The following is a 16,348-nucleotide window of genomic DNA, read 5'->3' on the forward strand; positions in this document are numbered from 1 at the left end:
AATTAATTATAGATGCAATATTCTTTTTATGATTTTTTAAAGCTCATAGGTTCATTAGGACTTTTCCTGTACGGAATGAAGATTATGAGTGAAGGCCTGCAGAAGGTCGCGGGAGATAGGCTCCGGGGAATTCTGACGGCAATGACAACCAACCGGGTTACCGGGGTATTAACGGGAGTGTTAATAACAGCGTTGATCCAATCTTCATCCGCCACAACGGTCATGGTAGTTAGCTTTGTAAATGCCGGGCTGTTAACCCTCTCCCAATCCATTAGTGTTATCATGGGTGCCAACATCGGTACCACGGTCACTGCCTGGATTATCTCTATTTTCGGCTTTAAAGTAGATATGGCCGCTTTCGCCCTTCCTCTTCTCGCTTTTGCTCTTCCCCTCATCTTTTCGAATAAAAGTAACCGCAAGTCTATCGGTGAATTCATTTTTGGTTTTTCTTTCCTGTTCATGGGGCTTGCGATGTTAAAGAGCAATGCACCCGACTTAAGTCAAAACCCCGAAATGCTTGCTTTTGTTCAAAACTATACCGATATGGGATTCATTTCCATTCTTTTATTCCTTTTCATCGGTACGGTATTGACCATGATAGTGCAGGCTTCGGCAGCAACGATGGCCATTACACTGATTATGTGCGCCAATGGCTGGATTAGTTATGAGCTGGGAGCAGCACTTGTTCTCGGTGAGAATATTGGTACCACCATTACGGCTAATCTGGCTGCGCTGACAGCCAATTTGCAAGCCAAGCGTGCAGCACTTGCGCATCTTGTATTCAATGTGTTTGGGGTGATTTGGGTATTGATAATCTTTACTCCTTTTACCGATGCGGTATCCTGGGTTGTAGATACATATATGCATCCCGGATCAGAAGAGGTAGCTGTATCTTATAAGTTATCTGCTTTCCATACCGCTTTTAATATCTGTAATGTGTGTATTCTGATCTGGGCTACTAAGCTGATCGAAAAAACGGTACGATTCATTATCCCTCAAAAAGAGGAGGAGGAAGAATATCGCCTGCGCTACATTACCGGTGGTATGCTTTCTACGGCAGAGCTTTCTATCTTACAAGCAAATAAAGAGATAGAGTTGTATGCAGAACGCACACAGCGCATGTTCACTATGGCCCGTGATTTGTTGAAGGTCAATAAAGACGATGAATTCAACAAATTGTATAGTCGCATAGAGAAGTATGAGGACATTAGTGATAACATGGAAATAGAGATTGCAAATTACCTGAATCAGGTATCGGAAGGGCGTTTGAGTTCCGAAAGTAAATTGCAGATCCGTGCTATGCTTCGCGAAGTGACTGAGATTGAAAGTATTGGCGATAGTTGTTGTAACCTGGGGCGTACGTTGAATCGCAAGCGGCAGGCAAATGTCAGCTTTACAGACAAGCAATTGGAACATATTGATTCTATGATGAATCTGGTCAATGACGCCTTGTCGCAAATGATTCTGGTTGTATCAAGACCCGAACATCAGGCTATCGATATTAATAAGACTTATAATATTGAAAATGAGATAAATAATTATCGTAATCAGCTCAAAAATCAAAATATTCTGGACGTGAACAACAAAGAATATGATTATCAGATGGGCGTTTATTATATGGACTTCATCGCTGAATGCGAGAAACTGGGCGATTATGTGGTGAATGTAGTTGAGGCCAGTGGCGATATTATAAAAGAAAGAAAACACGCTTGATTTAGTTGAAAGTTGAAAATTGAAAGTTACGATGCCGCATGGAGCACTTTCAATTTTCAACTTTCAACTTTCAACTCCAAACCTACTCCGTAGGTTCAAAATCGCTCTTGCTCACTCCGCAGATAGGGCATACCCAATCATCTGGAATATCTTCAAAAGCTGTTCCTGGTTCAATACCACCGTCCGGATCACCTAACTCCGGATCATAAACGTATTCACAAACTGTGCAAATGTACTTTTTCATAATTATATGTTTTATCAGAATTCTGACTATATAACATTGAAAAGAAGTGAATTGTTTTGAATAATCTGCTTTTTTTCAGTTATATTTGCTATTTCATAGTGTGGAGTATTAATTAAGCTTATTAGAATGATTTTTGCAATTGCTTCATTGATAGTACTTTTTGTGCTGGCTTTGTTGCTTTTCTTGATGGAATTCCGAAAAAGAAAACAACTACAAGAAGCCGCTAAAAACAGGAGTCGGAGTAACCGGAAGTACATTCGTATGCTGGATGCGATTTTGGAGAATGTTCATGCATACGTGTTGTTGATCGATAAAGATTTTAATGTTCTAAGAACAAACTACTACGAACGTACCCATAAGGTCGATAATAAAGAAGAAAAGAAAGTAGGCAATTTACTTTGTTGCCGCAACGCCATTCTGTCCGGGATGTGTGGAACACACCCTAAATGTGCTGACTGTGTGGTTCGTAATGCTATAAAAACAGCATTCCAGCAAAAACGAAGTTTTACCGATGTGAAAATAGGCTTGACATTGGCCATCTCTTACGAGAGGTATGTTGAGTTTGAAGGAATCGTCTCCGGGTCGTACTTTAATATAGATGGTGAGGATAATCTTGTACTCACTGTGCATGATGTGACCGAACTATTAGCAGGCAAACGGGAGAATGAGAAATTGGAAAGTATAGTAACCTTTACCTCTTCCATATCTCAGGTCGGTTTCGCCTCATTGAATTTACTGTCGACAGACGAGATGATAACTCCTTCATATTGTGTGAATCTGTGCGAAAGGGAAGATGAAAAAGCCAGCACAGTGATGCATACCTTCCGGTACGTTCATCCCGATGATCGAAAGGAGTTACTCGATTTTATGCAAAACGCAGAATCCGGTGAGGTTGAACCATTCTGTAGAGATGTCCGCGTTATGATTAATAACGACGAATGGAAATGGATCAAAATCTTCCTTATCCAAAAAGAATATGCACCGCATTGTAAATCCAATGACATCTATAGCCTTAGCATTGATATCAATGAGCAGAAAAAGACGGAAACTATTCTTGAAGAAGCAAAAGAAAAAGCAGAAGATGCCAATAAATCAAAATCAGCTTTCCTCGCCAATATGAGCCATGAGATACGTACACCGTTGAATGCCATCCTTGGCTTCTCAGAACTGTTGGCATCGGCCAATACCAACGAAGAAAAGGAACAATACCTGCAAATCGTAAGAATGAACAATGAAATGCTGCTCCAGCTGATCAACGACATCCTTGATATTGCAAAAATGGAAGCCGGCATACTCGAATTTACATACTCTGATGTCGATATCAATCTGCTGACGTCCGAACTGGACAAGCAATTTGACCTGAAACTAAAGAATAACGATAAGGTAAAGCTTGTTTATGAGCCTTCACTACCATCCTGCGTACTATACACAGACCGGAACAGGTTGACGCAGGTATTATTCAACTTTATGTCTAACGCCTTAAAGTTTACCTCGTCCGGTACTATCCGTATGGGATTCAAATCGCATGAGAAGGGCGTTTACTTCTATGTAAGCGATACAGGCATTGGCATTAAGGAAGAAAAGCTGGGAGAAGTCTTCGGACGCTTTGCCCGTTTCAACAAGGAAAAGAAAGGAAATGGCCTGGGGCTTTCGATCAGTAAAACAATCATCGAGAAGCTAGGTGGCGAAATTGGACTAACTTCCGTGTACGGCGAAGGCTCCACCTTCTGGTTCATCCTGCCAACAGACAATCGTCCGCAAATAAAACTGGAACCGGTTGAGACGAAGCTGTCGGAAGATAATCTTACGACGGAAACCGTAAACTCTTCTGAAACGATTCCTGTTGAACAAAAGAAATATACGATATTGATAGCCGAAGATATGCCCGACAACTACCATCTTTGTGCAGCAATCCTTTCCAAAAGATATCATTTGTTATGGGCAAAGAATGGGGAAGAAGCCGTATCTATGTTCCTGGAACATCAACCGGACACCATCTTAATGGACCTGAAGATGCCCGAAGTAGATGGATATGCCGCAACGGAAGCCATCCGCCAGATGTCGACAACTATCCCCATCATTGCACTTACGGCGTTTGCCTACTCAGAAGACCGCGACCGGGTAATGAAGAGCGGATTTAGTGACTTTATGACAAAACCTGTTAACGCAGGTTTATTACTCGATAAAGTTGAAAGTTTCTGTAAACACTATAACCCCTAGTTTGTTTTAAAGTTGTACTTTTACACCCAAATTAAAAACAGTTCTTAAAGTATGACTGCAAGCAATGATAATTATTATCATTTCGGCCTCAATGAAGAAGAGGTAAAACAAAATAGAGAAAAATACGGGGTGAACCTGTTAACACCCCCGAAGCGTCCATCTCTTTGGAAACTATATCTTGAGAAGTTCGAAGACCCTGTGATACGCGTGCTACTTGTGGCTGCTGTATTTTCGCTGATCATTTCGATTATTGAAAACGAATATGCAGAAACCATTGGCATTATTGCCGCAATACTATTGGCAACCGGAATTGGGTTTTATTTTGAATACGACGCAGGAAAGAAGTTTGACTTGCTGAATGCTGTCAATGAAGAAACACTCGTTAAAGTACTTCGTTCCGGGCGCGTACAGGAAGTTCCACGTAAAGATGTCGTTGTAGGAGATATCGTACTACTCGAAACCGGAGAGGAAATCCCGGCCGATGGCGAACTGATCGAAGCCATATCCATGCAGGTCAATGAGTCGAACCTGACCGGAGAGCCGGTAGTGACCAAGACCACTGTTCAGAAAGACTTTGATGAAGAAGCTACATATGGTTCCAACATGGTGATGCGTGGCACTACCGTTGTCGACGGACATGGAACTATGAAAGTGCTTCATGTAGGCGATGCAACCGAAATAGGAAATGTAGCCCGCCAAAGTACGGTAGAAACGCATGAACCCACTCCGCTTAACCTGCAACTCACCAAGTTGGCCAAGCTCATTGGGCGCATTGGTTTCACTGTTGCGATTGCCACTTTCATCATCTTCGTAACCAGGGACCTGTATCAATACTTTAAAGTAGACGATGTGGTCGAAGGCATGGACGATTATATGACTATTGCCCAGATCATTCTGAAATACTTTATGATGGCCGTAACATTGATTGTAGTAGCCGTTCCCGAAGGTTTACCGATGAGTGTAACGCTTAGTCTGGCCTTAAACATGCGCCGGATGCTTTCCACAAACAACCTGGTGCGGAAAATGCATGCCAGCGAAACGATGGGAGCTATCACAGTGATCTGTACAGATAAAACAGGTACGCTGACCCAGAACCAGATGCAGGTTTATGAACCTAAATTCTATGGCTTGAAGAATGGCTCGGAATTAACAGAAGATATTACCAGTCAGCTGATAGTTGAAGGAATCAGTGCCAATTCAACCGCATTTCTGGAAGACAATTCTACGCCTACGGCACCGCATGGAAACCTGGCTGCCCCGTCTCAGGACAACTTGGCAGCGGCACCTTGCCGCGGGGTAGGTAATCCTACAGAAGTGGCTTTACTCCTTTGGTTGCACGCTAAAGGATTTGAATACTTAACTCTCCGTGAGAATGCCAGCATAATTGACCAGTTGACCTTTTCAACCGAACGAAAGTTCATGGCCACTATTGTTGATTCTTCGCTGTTAGGGAAAAAGGTACTCTATGTAAAAGGAGCGCCTGAAATCGTACTAGGTAAGTGTAAGGAAGTGGTTCTGGAAGAGGGTACTGCTGAGGTATCTGCTTACCGTTCGAAGGTGGAAGAACAACTGTTGACCTATCAGAATATGGCCATGCGCACGCTTGGCTTTGCCTTCAAGATACTAGATGAAAAAGAAGAGTACGATTGCGCCGATGAGGCCGGACTCAATGATTTATACTTCCTGGGTATTGTGGCCATTTCAGACCCTATACGTCCCGACGTTCCCGAGGCTGTGGCTAAATGCCAGTCGGCAGGTATTGATGTGAAGATCGTAACCGGAGATACTCCCGGAACAGCAACCGAGATTGCACGTCAGATCGGTTTGTGGACTCCCGAAGATACGGACCGGAATAGAATTACCGGAGTTGATTTTGCTAAACTATCCGATGAAGAAGCGCTGGAGCGCGTTATGGATATTAAGATCATGTCTCGTGCAAGACCTACCGATAAACAACGTTTGGTGCAATTACTTCAACAAAAAGGAGCCGTCGTAGCAGTAACCGGAGATGGAACGAATGATGCTCCCGCGTTGAACCATGCGCAAGTCGGGTTGTCGATGGGTACAGGGACCTCGGTGGCCAAAGAAGCCAGTGATATAACCCTGCTCGACGATTCGTTTAATAGTATCAGTACAGCTGTTATGTGGGGCCGTTCGCTTTATAAGAACATCCAACGGTTTATTGTATTCCAGCTAACCATCAACTTTGTGGCATTATTAACCGTATTGCTCGGCTCAATGGTAGGTACAAAACTACCATTAACAGTGACTCAAATGTTGTGGGTGAACCTGATTATGGATACTTTTGCAGCATTGGCACTGGCATCCATTCCTCCCAATGAAAGCGTGATGAAAGATAAACCCCGCCGTAGCACGGATTTTATTATAACTAAGCCAATGGGCTATAATATCATTGGTGTCGGACTGGCATTCCTGATTGCACTGATGGGAATGATTTTCTATTACAACAACGCCGAAGGCGGTATGACAGATCAACGGCTGACGATCTTCTTTACTTTCTTTGTCATGTTGCAGTTCTGGAATATGTTTAATGCCCGTGTTTTTGGTACAACCGACTCTGCATTTAAAGGATTATCCAAATCATATGGAATGGAATTGGTCTGTCTCGCTATTCTGGGTGGGCAGTTCCTGATTGTACAATTCGGGGGAGCGGTATTCCGTACTGAACCTCTTGACTGGAAAACCTGGCTCATTATTATTGCCGTATCATCGGTTGTTCTTTGGGTAGGAGAGATTGTACGTCTGATACAACGTTTAGTTCGTCGGAAAAAAGAATGAGAAAAAAAGGAATAAAGAATATCATTTTTGATTTTGGTGGTGTGTTGATCAACCTTAACCGCCAGCGCTGTATTGACAGCTTTAAACAACTAGGTTTAAATCATGTAGAAGATCTGATTGATCCGTTTGCTCAACAAGGCATTTTCATGCAGTTGGAGAAGGGACTGATTACTCCGGCCGTATTTCGTGATAAAGTGCGCGAGCAATTAAATGAGCCTGCTACGGATGAGCAGATTGATGCCGCCTGGAACAACTTCCTGGTTGATCTTCCTACATATAAACTGGAAGCGTTGTTGAAATTGCGCGAACGGTATCTTGTATATTTGCTCAGTAATACGAATGCGATCCATTGGGATTGGTCGTGTGCCAATGCATTCCCGTATAAAGGTTTCAATGAGAAAGATTACTTTGAGGAGATTTTTCTTTCTTATGAAATGAAGCTGGCCAAACCTGATGTGGCTATTTTCGAAGCAGTTCTTGAAGCAACAGGTATTCAGGCAAAAGAGACTTTCTTTATTGATGATTCCGAAGCAAACTGCAAGGCGGCAGAGTCATTGGGCATATCCACCTATTTGTGCAAGCCGGGTGAGGATTGGACGAAACTTTTTTAATTAATCATCCTTAGTTTATGCTACTTGTTCGCAACACACCGGATTTATCTCATAATGCACTGAAACCAAGTGTAGCGGCTATCGGCTTCTTTGATGGGGTGCATCTGGGGCATTATTATCTGATAGAACAAGTAAAGACGGAAGCAGCGAAAAGAGGATTCTCTTCGTCACTGGTAACTTTCCCTGTGCATCCCCGTAAAGTGATGGATGCAGAATATAAACCCGAACTCCTGACTTCGTATGACGAAAAGGTGGAGCTATTGGAAACAACAGAGATTGATTATTGCTTCGCGTTGGATTTTACTTCTGATATATCCCACCTTACTGCCTATGACTTTATGCGTTCCATCCTTAAAGAGCGCTATAATGTACAAGGGCTTGTTATTGGCTATGATCACCGGTTTGGGCATAATCGCAGTGAAGGTTTTGATGATTATTTCCGCTATGGCAAGGAACTGGGCATTGATGTCATTCGCGCGTGCGCGCGTATTATTAATAAGGTGACGATTAGTTCCTCGGTCATCCGCCGGCAATTACATGCTGGTGATGTAGCTTTGGCTGCGACCTATCTGGGATATGAATATTTTCTGGATGGTACGGTTATTGATGGATATAAAGTAGGGCGCACCATCGGATTTCCAACTGCTAATATTCATGTGACTGATTCGGATAAATTAGTTCCTGCTGATGGTGTTTATGCTGTTAAGGTCACTGTGAACAATAACGTTTATGCCGGAATGCTGAATATTGGTCATCGCCCTACCATTAATAATGGCGGTCATCGTAGCATTGAGGTGCATATTCTACATTTCCATTCTGATATATACAACTACCCGATTCGTATTTCCTTTGTTCAACGTATCCGTTCCGAGATGAAGTTCACCGGAAAGGAACAATTGGTTGAACAACTCTCCAAAGATGCCTCTGTTGTAGAGGGACTTCTACTTTAATTTTTTTTAGCCACAGATCGCGCGGATTACACGGATTAAAGAGCACGGATAAGATATAAATAAAATAATCCGTGTTATTAAATCCGTGCAATCCGCGTGATCTGTGGCTAAATATATGCCGTTTTATTGAGAAAAGACAATAAAATATCGAAAAACATACTTTATTTATTGTTTTTCGATAAAAATGTTTGGTGGTTTAAAATATAATCTTTTTATTTGCATATCGAAAAACGATAAATTATTATTGAATAACAAACCAAATACAGATCAGAATATGAAAAAGGCATTTATGAGCATATCGTTATTAGTGATTTCGGTCTCTATGATTGCAATGTTGTTGTGTGGTTCTCTTGCCACTAGCATTTAATGGTTCAACTAAACAAAGTACCACAAATCTATTAGTCTATTTCAAAACAATGAAAACTACAATTAAACTCGTATTGATCTATTTGGGAGCTCAGATACTCTCCAGTATGATAGTTCTTATTCCTAATACCTTCTATAATATAAGTCAGGGCAATTCATTGGATACGGTAAGCAGCCAGGCTATTGCTATTACCATGTTTCTGGGTTTCTTCATCATGGGAGGCTATCTTTGGAAAGCCGGATATATCAGCACAGATAAAAGAACATGGTCGCCGGTTTCAGGTATTTACCTTGTGTTTACTACGCTCATCTGGTTGGCGTCTATTATTATTCTTGAACATTTGTTCAGCCTGTTGCCGGAAATACCTAACCTGCTAAAGAGTGATTTTGATACATTGCAATCCGGTTGGTTGGGCATTCTTTCCATAGCTTTGTTTGGCCCTATTCTTGAGGAACTGATGTTTCGTGGAGCAATAATGCGTGCTTTATTAAAGAAATACAATCCAACGAAAGCCATTATCCTGTCTGCTCTCATCTTTGGGATCATTCATTTTAATCCCGCGCAGATTGTTGCCGGAGCGATTTTGGGTTTGCTCCTGGGATGGATTTATTATAAAACGGCAAGTCTTATTCCTTGCATATTGATTCATATTCTCAATAATAGTCTTTCTGTTTATTTGAATTTGAAGTACCCTGATGTAGAATATGCGAAGGATTTGTTCACTGGGAATACATATTCCATTGTTTTAATCGCAGCTATTATTATTTTTGTCGGCTCAATCTTGTGGATGAAGCAAGTTACGATTCCTTTTCCATGGAAAGAAGAGCGTGTAGAAGAGCATTATAATGAAGTAAAAAACGAAGAATAAGATGAAAAACAGATTAAACATACTGTGTTTTTTGGTTGTACTGGTGTTGGGATACTCTATCTCAGAATCTATATACCAATTTAGTTTGGGAGTGTCAATGGGTGCCAGAACAAGCTTTGAAGAGGGTTATGAAGCAGGGCGAAAAGGAGAAAAGCCGGACCTGAGTAAGAGTAAAACCCAGATGATGGATGTGATGTACATGAAGCATGTGGCATTGACTCCCGATGTTTATCCTATATTCAATGATTCGGTTCTGAATGAGAAAACGGGCGAGTATGTGCCGGCTATGTATAGTCAGATGCTTGTTAGCGTAAAAACAAAGCAGAGTATAGGGCAGACGTTAACCATTATTATTTTTAGCATGATCAATCTTTTTGCTGTCGTGGTTGCGGTTGTGATCTTTATTCTCATTATTGTATCTATCAATAAGTCGAAGATCTTTATTTGGAGGAATGTGTATTGCCTGCGGTGGTTGGGAGCTATGCTTATTTTGAGTTTTATTTGCACTGTTGTTCCTACAGCTGTAACGAGCTATGCTTTATCTGATGTTTTTTCAATTAAAGGATATGACCTCCATTTATCGGAACTTGTGTCTATTACAAATTTAGTGCTCGGGCTTTCATCTCTGATTGTTGGCGAGATCTTTGCAATTGGGTTGCGAATGAAAGAAGAACAGGAATTAACGATTTAAAGGTGTAATAATGAAGACGAAGTTAAATATATTGTGCATACTAATATTGGTTGCTGTTGGGTTTTCAATAGCCGAAGCGATTTACAGAAGTTATGATACCTTCTTACCGGACTTCAAGAAAGGATTTACCGAAGCGTTAAGTGTATATACTCAGGATACCGTGCCAGTTGATAATATACAAAGACTTTTTGTCGATTTGGCAGCCAATACCTATGAAGTATATACCGATTCTGTTTACAACGCGAAAACAGACAAGTGGATGCCGGCAGAGATATGCAGTGTTGTTGTTAAAGTGAGCCATTCTGATGTTCCCTGGTGGAGAGAGGCTCTTCTTGGTTTTGGGGCATTGGTTGCATGTATAGCCGGAATTCTTCAAATTGTATTTTTCTTCAGGCTAGTCTCTGCCATTAATAAGTCAATCATCTTTGAATGGGATAATGTGATTAAGCTTCGCACCATCGGATGGTCTATGCTTGTCTTTTTCCTTGCCTATGCACTGTGCGCTTATGCAGATTATGCTGCTATTACTTCTATAGCGGATATTCCCAACTATAAGATAACGACAGAAGAAGTGTTTGATTTTTATCAACTGATCCTTGGATTAGGAGTTTTAGTAATAGCCGAAGTCTTTGCAATTGGCATACGGTTGCGTGAAGAACAGGAGCTAACCATTTAAGTAAGGGGAGAATTCGATATGGCAATAATAGTAAACTTAGATATAATGATGGCTCGAAGAAAAATCTCTTTGAGCGAATTAGCAGAAAAAGTCGATATTACTCCGGCTAACTTATCCATCCTGAAAACAGGGAAAGCGAAAGCAATCCGTTTCTCTACGCTCGAAGCTATTTGCAAAGAGTTGGACTGTCAACCGGGAGATATACTAGAGTTCAGCCCCGAGGCAGGGCCGCCGGATTCTGATGCAGGCTAATGAATTGGGATAGCCAGGTTTTATTCCGCATGGAAACCTGGTCATCCTGGTTTATGGCTTGCCTTGAATGCCAGTGCATACATGCGTATTTGTTTCACCATCGACAACAGTCCATTGCTGCGTGTGGGCGATAAATGTTCTTTCAAACCAATCTTGTCGATAAAATAAAGATCAGCGTTTAGGATCTCGTCGGGTGTATGTCCGGAGAGGACATTGATAAGCAAGGCAATAATGCCTTTGGTAATTAGCGCATCACTTTCTGCCTGGAAAACTACTTTCCCGTCTATGTAATCGGCGTGCAGCCAAACACGGCTTTGGCAACCTTCAATGAGGTTTTGATCTGTTTTGTACTTTTCGTCAAGGGAGGGCTGTTCATTGCCCAGGTCGATGAGTATCTGGTAGCGGTCCATCCAGTCGTCGAACTCGCTGAATTCCGCAATGATTTCGTCTTGTTTTTCGTTAATTGTCATAGTGCTAATGTATTAGCTATATGTATATTATTACTTTTCATTGTAGATCACTGCAAGTACCGTTTGCCCCACGGCCTGGAGTGTTTTCTTATCTATTCCGCTCATATCATCGTTTATGGTATGCCAGAAATCTCCGAAGCTATTGTGTTTTGCATCAGCCATATAGGGCACAATGTCAATGCTTGGGATGCCGGCAATCTCGTTCACGAACAGGTGATCGTCTATAGCTCCGCCATTTTCTTCGTTCACGAAGATGTTGCTATACCCCAGTTCCTTTGCTTTCTTCCATACTTTTTTATTGACGCTTCTGGCATATTTCTCAGAGTAAAGCTCGCGATAGAAGGTTGCATCTTTTCCTCCTACCATATCCAGCAGAATGCCAAAGCGTGCATTGTATCCCTCTACATGCGGATTGCGCGACCAGTATTGCGAACCTAGACACCAGTATTCGTCTTTATGATCGCCTTTGTGGAAGCGCGGCGCTCCATAATCTTCGGCATCAAAAAAGATGATATCAATGCCCAGAGCCGGTGCTTCCTGATTGATCAGGCGGGCAATCTCCAACAGGACGCCTACGCCACTTGCACCATCATTTGCTCCCAGAACCGGGGTGTGGTGGTTTTTCTCATCAAGGTCGGCATCGGACCACGGACGGGAATCCCAGTGGGCAAACAGCAGGATTCGTTTTTTATTCTCGGGGTTATAAGAACCGATGATGTTTCTGGCTTTAAGTATCGTACCATTAAATGCCAACAGATCGGCGTATTGGTTGGTTACTTTGGCGCCATACTCTTCCAGCTTTTGTGCCAGATACTCGCCACAGGCCACGTGCTCCTTGGTGTTGGGCACTCGTGGGCCGAAGTCTACCTGCGCCTGAATGTACTGGTAAGCGTTGTCGGCATTGAACTCGGGTACTGTAATCATGTTTTCGGCTGTATCATTGGCCTTATTGCTATTGCCGGTTTTGCACGATGTGGTGGTAAGTAGCATGCACGCCATAAATGCCAGTGTGATATATTTCTTCATCTTCTTTTTTGAGTTTATTGTTTTCGGGTGTACAAAGGTACGTATTTAGAATTGAGAATCTTGCTGCCCCAGCTGCAATTTAACAGCTTTTTTGGTGATGGATAGCTCAACCGGGGCACCGCAGATCATTGGTAAATTATATGTAACATGCCCTACGGGGAAGTTAAAACAAACGGGTATGTTGTATGGTTTCAATACGTCGGCCAATGCTCCGTACAGTTCTTTGCCCAGCGATTTATCTTCTTCGTATTCCGTAAACTGCCCGATGATTACTGCCGAGAGCTTTTCTAATACCCCGCCTAGTTTCAGGTTGTAGATCATGCGCTCTATGGCATGGGGGCGTTCGCTGATGTCTTCAATGAATAATATCGTATTCTCTGCCGGGATGTCGTAAGGTGTTCCGCGGAGTCCATACAACACGGCAAGATTCCCTCCCCGTAGTATGCCTTTGGCCGTGCCTTCGTGATTCAGCTTATGTGGCTTGCAGGTGTATTCGGGCAGCTTGCCGAATAGGATATCTTTCAGATAGGCGCTGCAAAGATCGTCCTCCGGTTCGAGTGCCAGGTGGCGAGCCATCAGCGCGTGCAATGAGGCGTAACCATTGGCCTGGAATAGATTGTGTAAAGCCGTAATGTCACTGTACCCGATGAGCCACTTGGGCGATTGGCGGAAGCGGGTAAAGTCCAGTTTCTCTATAAGGTGTATGGCGCCGTAGCCTCCGCGACTACAAAAGATGGCCCTGACATCCTTGTCGTCCATGGCATGTTGCAGGTCGTCGGTGCGTTGCTTGACTGTTCCCGCATACCGGCCCGATGAGTGTCCGGCATATTTCCCGGTAACGGGTTGTAATCCCCATGACTCCAAACGTTTGACGGCTTCCTTCAGGAGGCGTTTGTCTATTTTGCTTGACGGCGACAGGATCACAACTTTATCGCCCTCTTGCAGATATGGAGGAAAGCTAGGTTCGTTCATGTTATTATAGATTGAAACATGCCCCAAAGTTAAACAAAAGGGCGATAAACAGCTTAAGATAGAAGCAAAAAAGAAATATGCCGCTTTATTTAACCGCTTGTTGTGGAGTTATTAATGTCTATTGATTATTGAATTAATATACTTTGCTTATTTAATTAGTTCGTCCCGCAGCTGCGGGACGATCGGCCCGCATATGGCAACCGAATAGCCCGCAACTGTGGGACGAATAGCCCCCATCTGCGGGACGAACTAATTAAATAAGCAAAGCACATGAATTGAACCATAAAACAGTATTAATGATTATATAAGAGTGGGTAAAGTCTGCCATCATTTCCGGAATATACCATAATGTTATTTAATGCCCTGCATTTTACCCTTTCCCGACCACCTGTATTTCGATATTTTTTTTGATATTTGCTAAAAATCTACCATTATGAAACCAATTAAGAATTTCGCCGAGTTGACAGAGCATTTAAAGGGACTGAAATGCAGAAGGCGTGTTGCCGTAGTTTGTGCCAACGACCCGAATACGGAATATGCTATTGCCCGTGCGCTTGAAGAAGGAATTGCAGAGTTCCTCATGATCGGCGATTCTGCCATACTCGAAAAATATCCTACCCTGAAGAAATACCCCGAACATGTGAAAGTCCTTCACATCGAGAACCCCGATGAAGCGGCTCGCGAAGCTGTACGTATTGTTCGTGAAGGCGGAGCAGATATCCTGATGAAAGGCATTATCAATACCGACAACCTGCTGCGTGCCATATTGGATAAGGAAAAAGGATTGCTTCCGAAGGGTAAAATCCTGACGCACTTGTCGGTTGTAGAGATTCCGACTTACGATAAACTCTTGTTTTTCTCCGACGCCGCGGTCATTCCGCGCCCCACCCTGCAACAGCGCATCGAGATGGTTTGGTATGCCATTCATACCTGCCACAGCTTCGGAATCAGGCAGCCCCGCGTGGCGTTGATACACTTTACGGAAAAGGTTAGCGCCAAATTCCCCACTTCGTTGGATTATGTGAATATCGTGGAGCTGGCCGAAGGCGGAGAGTTCGGAGATGTGATCATTGACGGCCCCCTGGATGTGCGTACAGCCTGCGAAAAGGCGAGCGGCGATATCAAAGGAATCGTCTCGCCAATTAACGGAGAGGCCGACGTGCTGATTTTTCCTAACATAGAATCGGGCAACGCATTCTATAAAACCGTATCTTTGTTCAGTAAAGCTGAAATGGCAGGACTTCTGCAAGGCCCGAGCTGTCCCGTGGTATTGCCCTCGCGCAGTGATTCGGGACTGTCGAAATATTACAGTATAGCTATGGCCTGCCTGACCTGCAAAAATAAACCATGCAATGAAAATACTCGCAATTAATCCCGGTTCGACTTCTACCAAGATCGCCGTATATGTCAACGAGAGTCCCGTATTAGTACATACCATTCGCCACAGCGTTGAGGAACTTACACCTTATGCCCGAGTGATCGATCAGTACGATTTCCGCAAGCAACTGGTGCTCCGTGAGTTGGAGAACAGCAATGTTCCTTTCGAGTTTGATGCCATCATCGGGCGCGGGGGACTGGTTAAGCCTATTCCCAGCGGAGTATATGAGGTGAATGATGCGCTGAAACATGATCTGGTCCATGCCACACGGTCGCATGCCTCGAACCTCGGGGGACTGATTGCCGCCGAGCTTGCTGTTATGCTACCCGGTTGCCGTGCTTTTATAGCCGACCCTGTAGTGGTGGACGAACTGGAAGATATTGCCCGCATCTCGGGTTCGCCCTTGTTGCCCCGCGTCTCCATCTTCCACGCGTTAAACCATAAGGCGATTGCCCGTCGGTATGCCCGCGAGCATGGGGTGAAATATGAGGAGCAGAACCTGATTGTGTGCCATTTGGGAGGTGGCATATCTGTTGCCGCGCATCGCCAGGGCAGGGTAGTGGATGTGAATAATGCACTGGATGGCGAAGGTCCGTTCTCGCCCGAACGTGCCGGAACGCTTCCCGCAGGCGAGTTGATTAACCTGTGCTTTACCGGACGCTTTACCCGCGAAGAGTTACAAAAGCAGGTAACAGGACGTGCCGGGTTGGCTGCCCACCTGGGGTCTACGGATATCCTGGCGATAATGGATCGTATAAATAAAGGTGATGAGCATGCAGCGCAGGTAATGGATGCCATGATTTATAACGTAGCTAAAGCTATTGGCAGCGAGGCGGTTGTACTGCAAGGCAAAGTGGATGCTATTGTTCTTACAGGGGGCATTGCCCATTCTGATTATGTTGTTTCAAAGCTCAAAGCATATGTTTCCTTTCTGGGCGAAGTTAAGGTTTACCCGGGCGAGGATGAAATGGGGGCTTTGGCTATGAATGCGCTGGGGGCTTTGTCTGGGGAGCTTGCGGTGAAGGAGTACTTGGGTTAGGTTGTTTTTAATTGGTTTTGATGTAAATGATTTACTGTAGGGGCGGTTCGCGAACCGCCCGAAAATGGCTTC

Annotated in this window: 15 protein-coding genes; 11 read left to right on the forward strand and 4 right to left on the reverse strand. The window is 43.5% G+C overall.

Annotated elements, in window-relative coordinates; all coding sequences use genetic code 11:
• The first annotated feature begins 12 nt into the window (after positions 1 to 12).
• Positions 13 to 1,713 carry a Na/Pi cotransporter family protein gene (locus D0T87_RS09270; RefSeq protein ID WP_163174848.1) on the forward strand — a complete coding sequence of 567 codons (1,701 nt, stop codon included), beginning with the start codon at positions 13 to 15 and terminating at the stop codon, positions 1,711 to 1,713.
• Positions 1,714 to 1,795: 82 nt separating this feature from the next.
• Here D0T87_RS09270 and rd read toward each other — a convergent pair whose 3' ends face one another.
• Positions 1,796 to 1,957, reverse strand: a complete 162-nt coding sequence (gene rd, locus D0T87_RS09275) for a rubredoxin (RefSeq protein ID WP_163174849.1) — start codon at positions 1,955 to 1,957, stop codon at positions 1,796 to 1,798.
• Positions 1,958 to 2,083: 126 nt separating this feature from the next.
• On the opposite strand from rd, the gene D0T87_RS09280 reads away from it, so the two are divergent.
• From D0T87_RS09280 to D0T87_RS09315, 8 genes are all read left to right on the forward strand, one after another.
• Positions 2,084 to 4,177 (forward strand): ATP-binding protein, encoded by a 2,094-nt coding sequence (locus tag D0T87_RS09280; protein ID WP_239063577.1) that lies wholly within the window; start codon positions 2,084 to 2,086, stop codon positions 4,175 to 4,177.
• Positions 4,178 to 4,228: 51 nt separating this feature from the next.
• Positions 4,229 to 6,976, forward strand: a complete 2,748-nt coding sequence (locus D0T87_RS09285) for a calcium-translocating P-type ATPase, PMCA-type (protein WP_163174850.1) — start codon at positions 4,229 to 4,231, stop codon at positions 6,974 to 6,976.
• Complete coding sequence (locus D0T87_RS09290; RefSeq protein WP_163174851.1) at positions 6,973 to 7,587, forward strand: HAD family phosphatase; 615 nt, start codon at positions 6,973 to 6,975, stop codon at positions 7,585 to 7,587. Before D0T87_RS09285 ends, D0T87_RS09290 begins: the two co-directional genes overlap by 4 nt.
• 17 nt (positions 7,588 to 7,604) lie before the next feature.
• Positions 7,605 to 8,537: a bifunctional riboflavin kinase/FAD synthetase gene (locus tag D0T87_RS09295; protein WP_163174852.1), complete on the forward strand. Its 933-nt coding sequence runs from the start codon at positions 7,605 to 7,607 to the stop codon at positions 8,535 to 8,537.
• 416 nt (positions 8,538 to 8,953) lie between these two features.
• A complete protein-coding gene (locus D0T87_RS09300; protein WP_163174853.1) occupies positions 8,954 to 9,772 on the forward strand; it encodes a CPBP family intramembrane glutamic endopeptidase in 819 nt (272 codons plus the stop codon).
• A 1-nt stretch (position 9,773) separates the two neighbouring features.
• Positions 9,774 to 10,463, forward strand: a complete 690-nt coding sequence (locus tag D0T87_RS09305; RefSeq protein ID WP_163174854.1) for a DUF2975 domain-containing protein — start codon at positions 9,774 to 9,776, stop codon at positions 10,461 to 10,463.
• Between the two features lie 10 nt (positions 10,464 to 10,473).
• Positions 10,474 to 11,139, forward strand: coding sequence for a DUF2975 domain-containing protein (locus tag D0T87_RS09310; RefSeq protein ID WP_163174855.1), 666 nt, complete (start codon positions 10,474 to 10,476; stop codon positions 11,137 to 11,139).
• 18 nt (positions 11,140 to 11,157) lie between these two features.
• Complete coding sequence (locus D0T87_RS09315; protein WP_163174856.1) at positions 11,158 to 11,391, forward strand: helix-turn-helix transcriptional regulator; 234 nt, start codon at positions 11,158 to 11,160, stop codon at positions 11,389 to 11,391.
• 41 nt (positions 11,392 to 11,432) lie between these two features.
• Here the strand turns inward: D0T87_RS09315 and D0T87_RS09320 are convergent, their stop codons facing one another.
• The 3 genes from D0T87_RS09320 to D0T87_RS09330 are packed head-to-tail and all read right to left on the reverse strand — an operon-like array spanning position 11,433 to position 13,859.
• A complete protein-coding gene (locus D0T87_RS09320) occupies positions 11,433 to 11,861 on the reverse strand; it encodes a SufE family protein (RefSeq protein WP_163174857.1) in 429 nt (142 codons plus the stop codon).
• A 30-nt stretch (positions 11,862 to 11,891) separates the two neighbouring features.
• On the reverse strand, positions 11,892 to 12,887 hold the full coding sequence (locus tag D0T87_RS09325) for a M28 family peptidase (RefSeq protein WP_163174858.1): 996 nt from the start codon (positions 12,885 to 12,887) through the stop codon (positions 11,892 to 11,894).
• A 45-nt stretch (positions 12,888 to 12,932) separates the two neighbouring features.
• Entirely contained in the window at positions 12,933 to 13,859 is a 927-nt protein-coding gene (locus D0T87_RS09330) for an LD-carboxypeptidase (protein ID WP_163174859.1), read from the reverse strand.
• Positions 13,860 to 14,292: 433 nt separating this feature from the next.
• Between D0T87_RS09330 and D0T87_RS09335 the strand changes: the two genes are divergently transcribed.
• Together D0T87_RS09335 and buk are read left to right on the forward strand one after the other, a co-directional pair.
• Positions 14,293 to 15,231: a phosphate acyltransferase gene (locus tag D0T87_RS09335; protein ID WP_163174860.1), complete on the forward strand. Its 939-nt coding sequence runs from the start codon at positions 14,293 to 14,295 to the stop codon at positions 15,229 to 15,231.
• The gene (gene buk, locus D0T87_RS09340; protein WP_163174861.1) at positions 15,212 to 16,276 is read left to right on the forward strand and encodes a butyrate kinase; all 1,065 of its coding nucleotides are present in this window, start codon (positions 15,212 to 15,214) and stop codon (positions 16,274 to 16,276) included. Before D0T87_RS09335 ends, buk begins: the two co-directional genes overlap by 20 nt.
• The last annotated feature ends 72 nt before the right edge of the window (positions 16,277 to 16,348 follow it).

The organism is Bacteroides sp. 51 (assembly GCF_010500965.1).
Classification (GTDB): domain Bacteria; phylum Bacteroidota; class Bacteroidia; order Bacteroidales; family Bacteroidaceae; genus Bacteroides.

Excerpts from the sequence above, each read along its gene's own strand:
- D0T87_RS09290 (WP_163174851.1), top strand. The coding sequence starts at position 6,973 with ATGAGAAAAAAAGGAATAAAGAATATCATTTTTGATTTTGGTGGTGTG.
- D0T87_RS09300 (WP_163174853.1), top strand. The coding sequence starts at position 8,954 with ATGAAAACTACAATTAAACTCGTATTGATCTATTTGGGAGCTCAGATA.
- D0T87_RS09330 (WP_163174859.1), bottom strand. The coding sequence starts at position 13,859 with ATGAACGAACCTAGCTTTCCTCCATATCTGCAAGAGGGCGATAAAGTT.
- D0T87_RS09335 (WP_163174860.1), top strand. The coding sequence starts at position 14,293 with ATGAAACCAATTAAGAATTTCGCCGAGTTGACAGAGCATTTAAAGGGA.
- D0T87_RS09310 (WP_163174855.1), top strand. The coding sequence starts at position 10,474 with ATGAAGACGAAGTTAAATATATTGTGCATACTAATATTGGTTGCTGTT.
- D0T87_RS09285 (WP_163174850.1), top strand. The coding sequence starts at position 4,229 with ATGACTGCAAGCAATGATAATTATTATCATTTCGGCCTCAATGAAGAA.
- D0T87_RS09270 (WP_163174848.1), top strand. The coding sequence starts at position 13 with ATGCAATATTCTTTTTATGATTTTTTAAAGCTCATAGGTTCATTAGGA.
- D0T87_RS09315 (WP_163174856.1), top strand. The coding sequence starts at position 11,158 with ATGGCAATAATAGTAAACTTAGATATAATGATGGCTCGAAGAAAAATC.
- D0T87_RS09325 (WP_163174858.1), bottom strand. The coding sequence starts at position 12,887 with ATGAAGAAATATATCACACTGGCATTTATGGCGTGCATGCTACTTACC.
- D0T87_RS09320 (WP_163174857.1), bottom strand. The coding sequence starts at position 11,861 with ATGACAATTAACGAAAAACAAGACGAAATCATTGCGGAATTCAGCGAG.
- buk (WP_163174861.1), top strand. The coding sequence starts at position 15,212 with ATGAAAATACTCGCAATTAATCCCGGTTCGACTTCTACCAAGATCGCC.
- D0T87_RS09295 (WP_163174852.1), top strand. The coding sequence starts at position 7,605 with ATGCTACTTGTTCGCAACACACCGGATTTATCTCATAATGCACTGAAA.
- D0T87_RS09305 (WP_163174854.1), top strand. The coding sequence starts at position 9,774 with ATGAAAAACAGATTAAACATACTGTGTTTTTTGGTTGTACTGGTGTTG.
- D0T87_RS09280 (WP_239063577.1), top strand. The coding sequence starts at position 2,084 with ATGATTTTTGCAATTGCTTCATTGATAGTACTTTTTGTGCTGGCTTTG.
- rd (WP_163174849.1), bottom strand. The coding sequence starts at position 1,957 with ATGAAAAAGTACATTTGCACAGTTTGTGAATACGTTTATGATCCGGAG.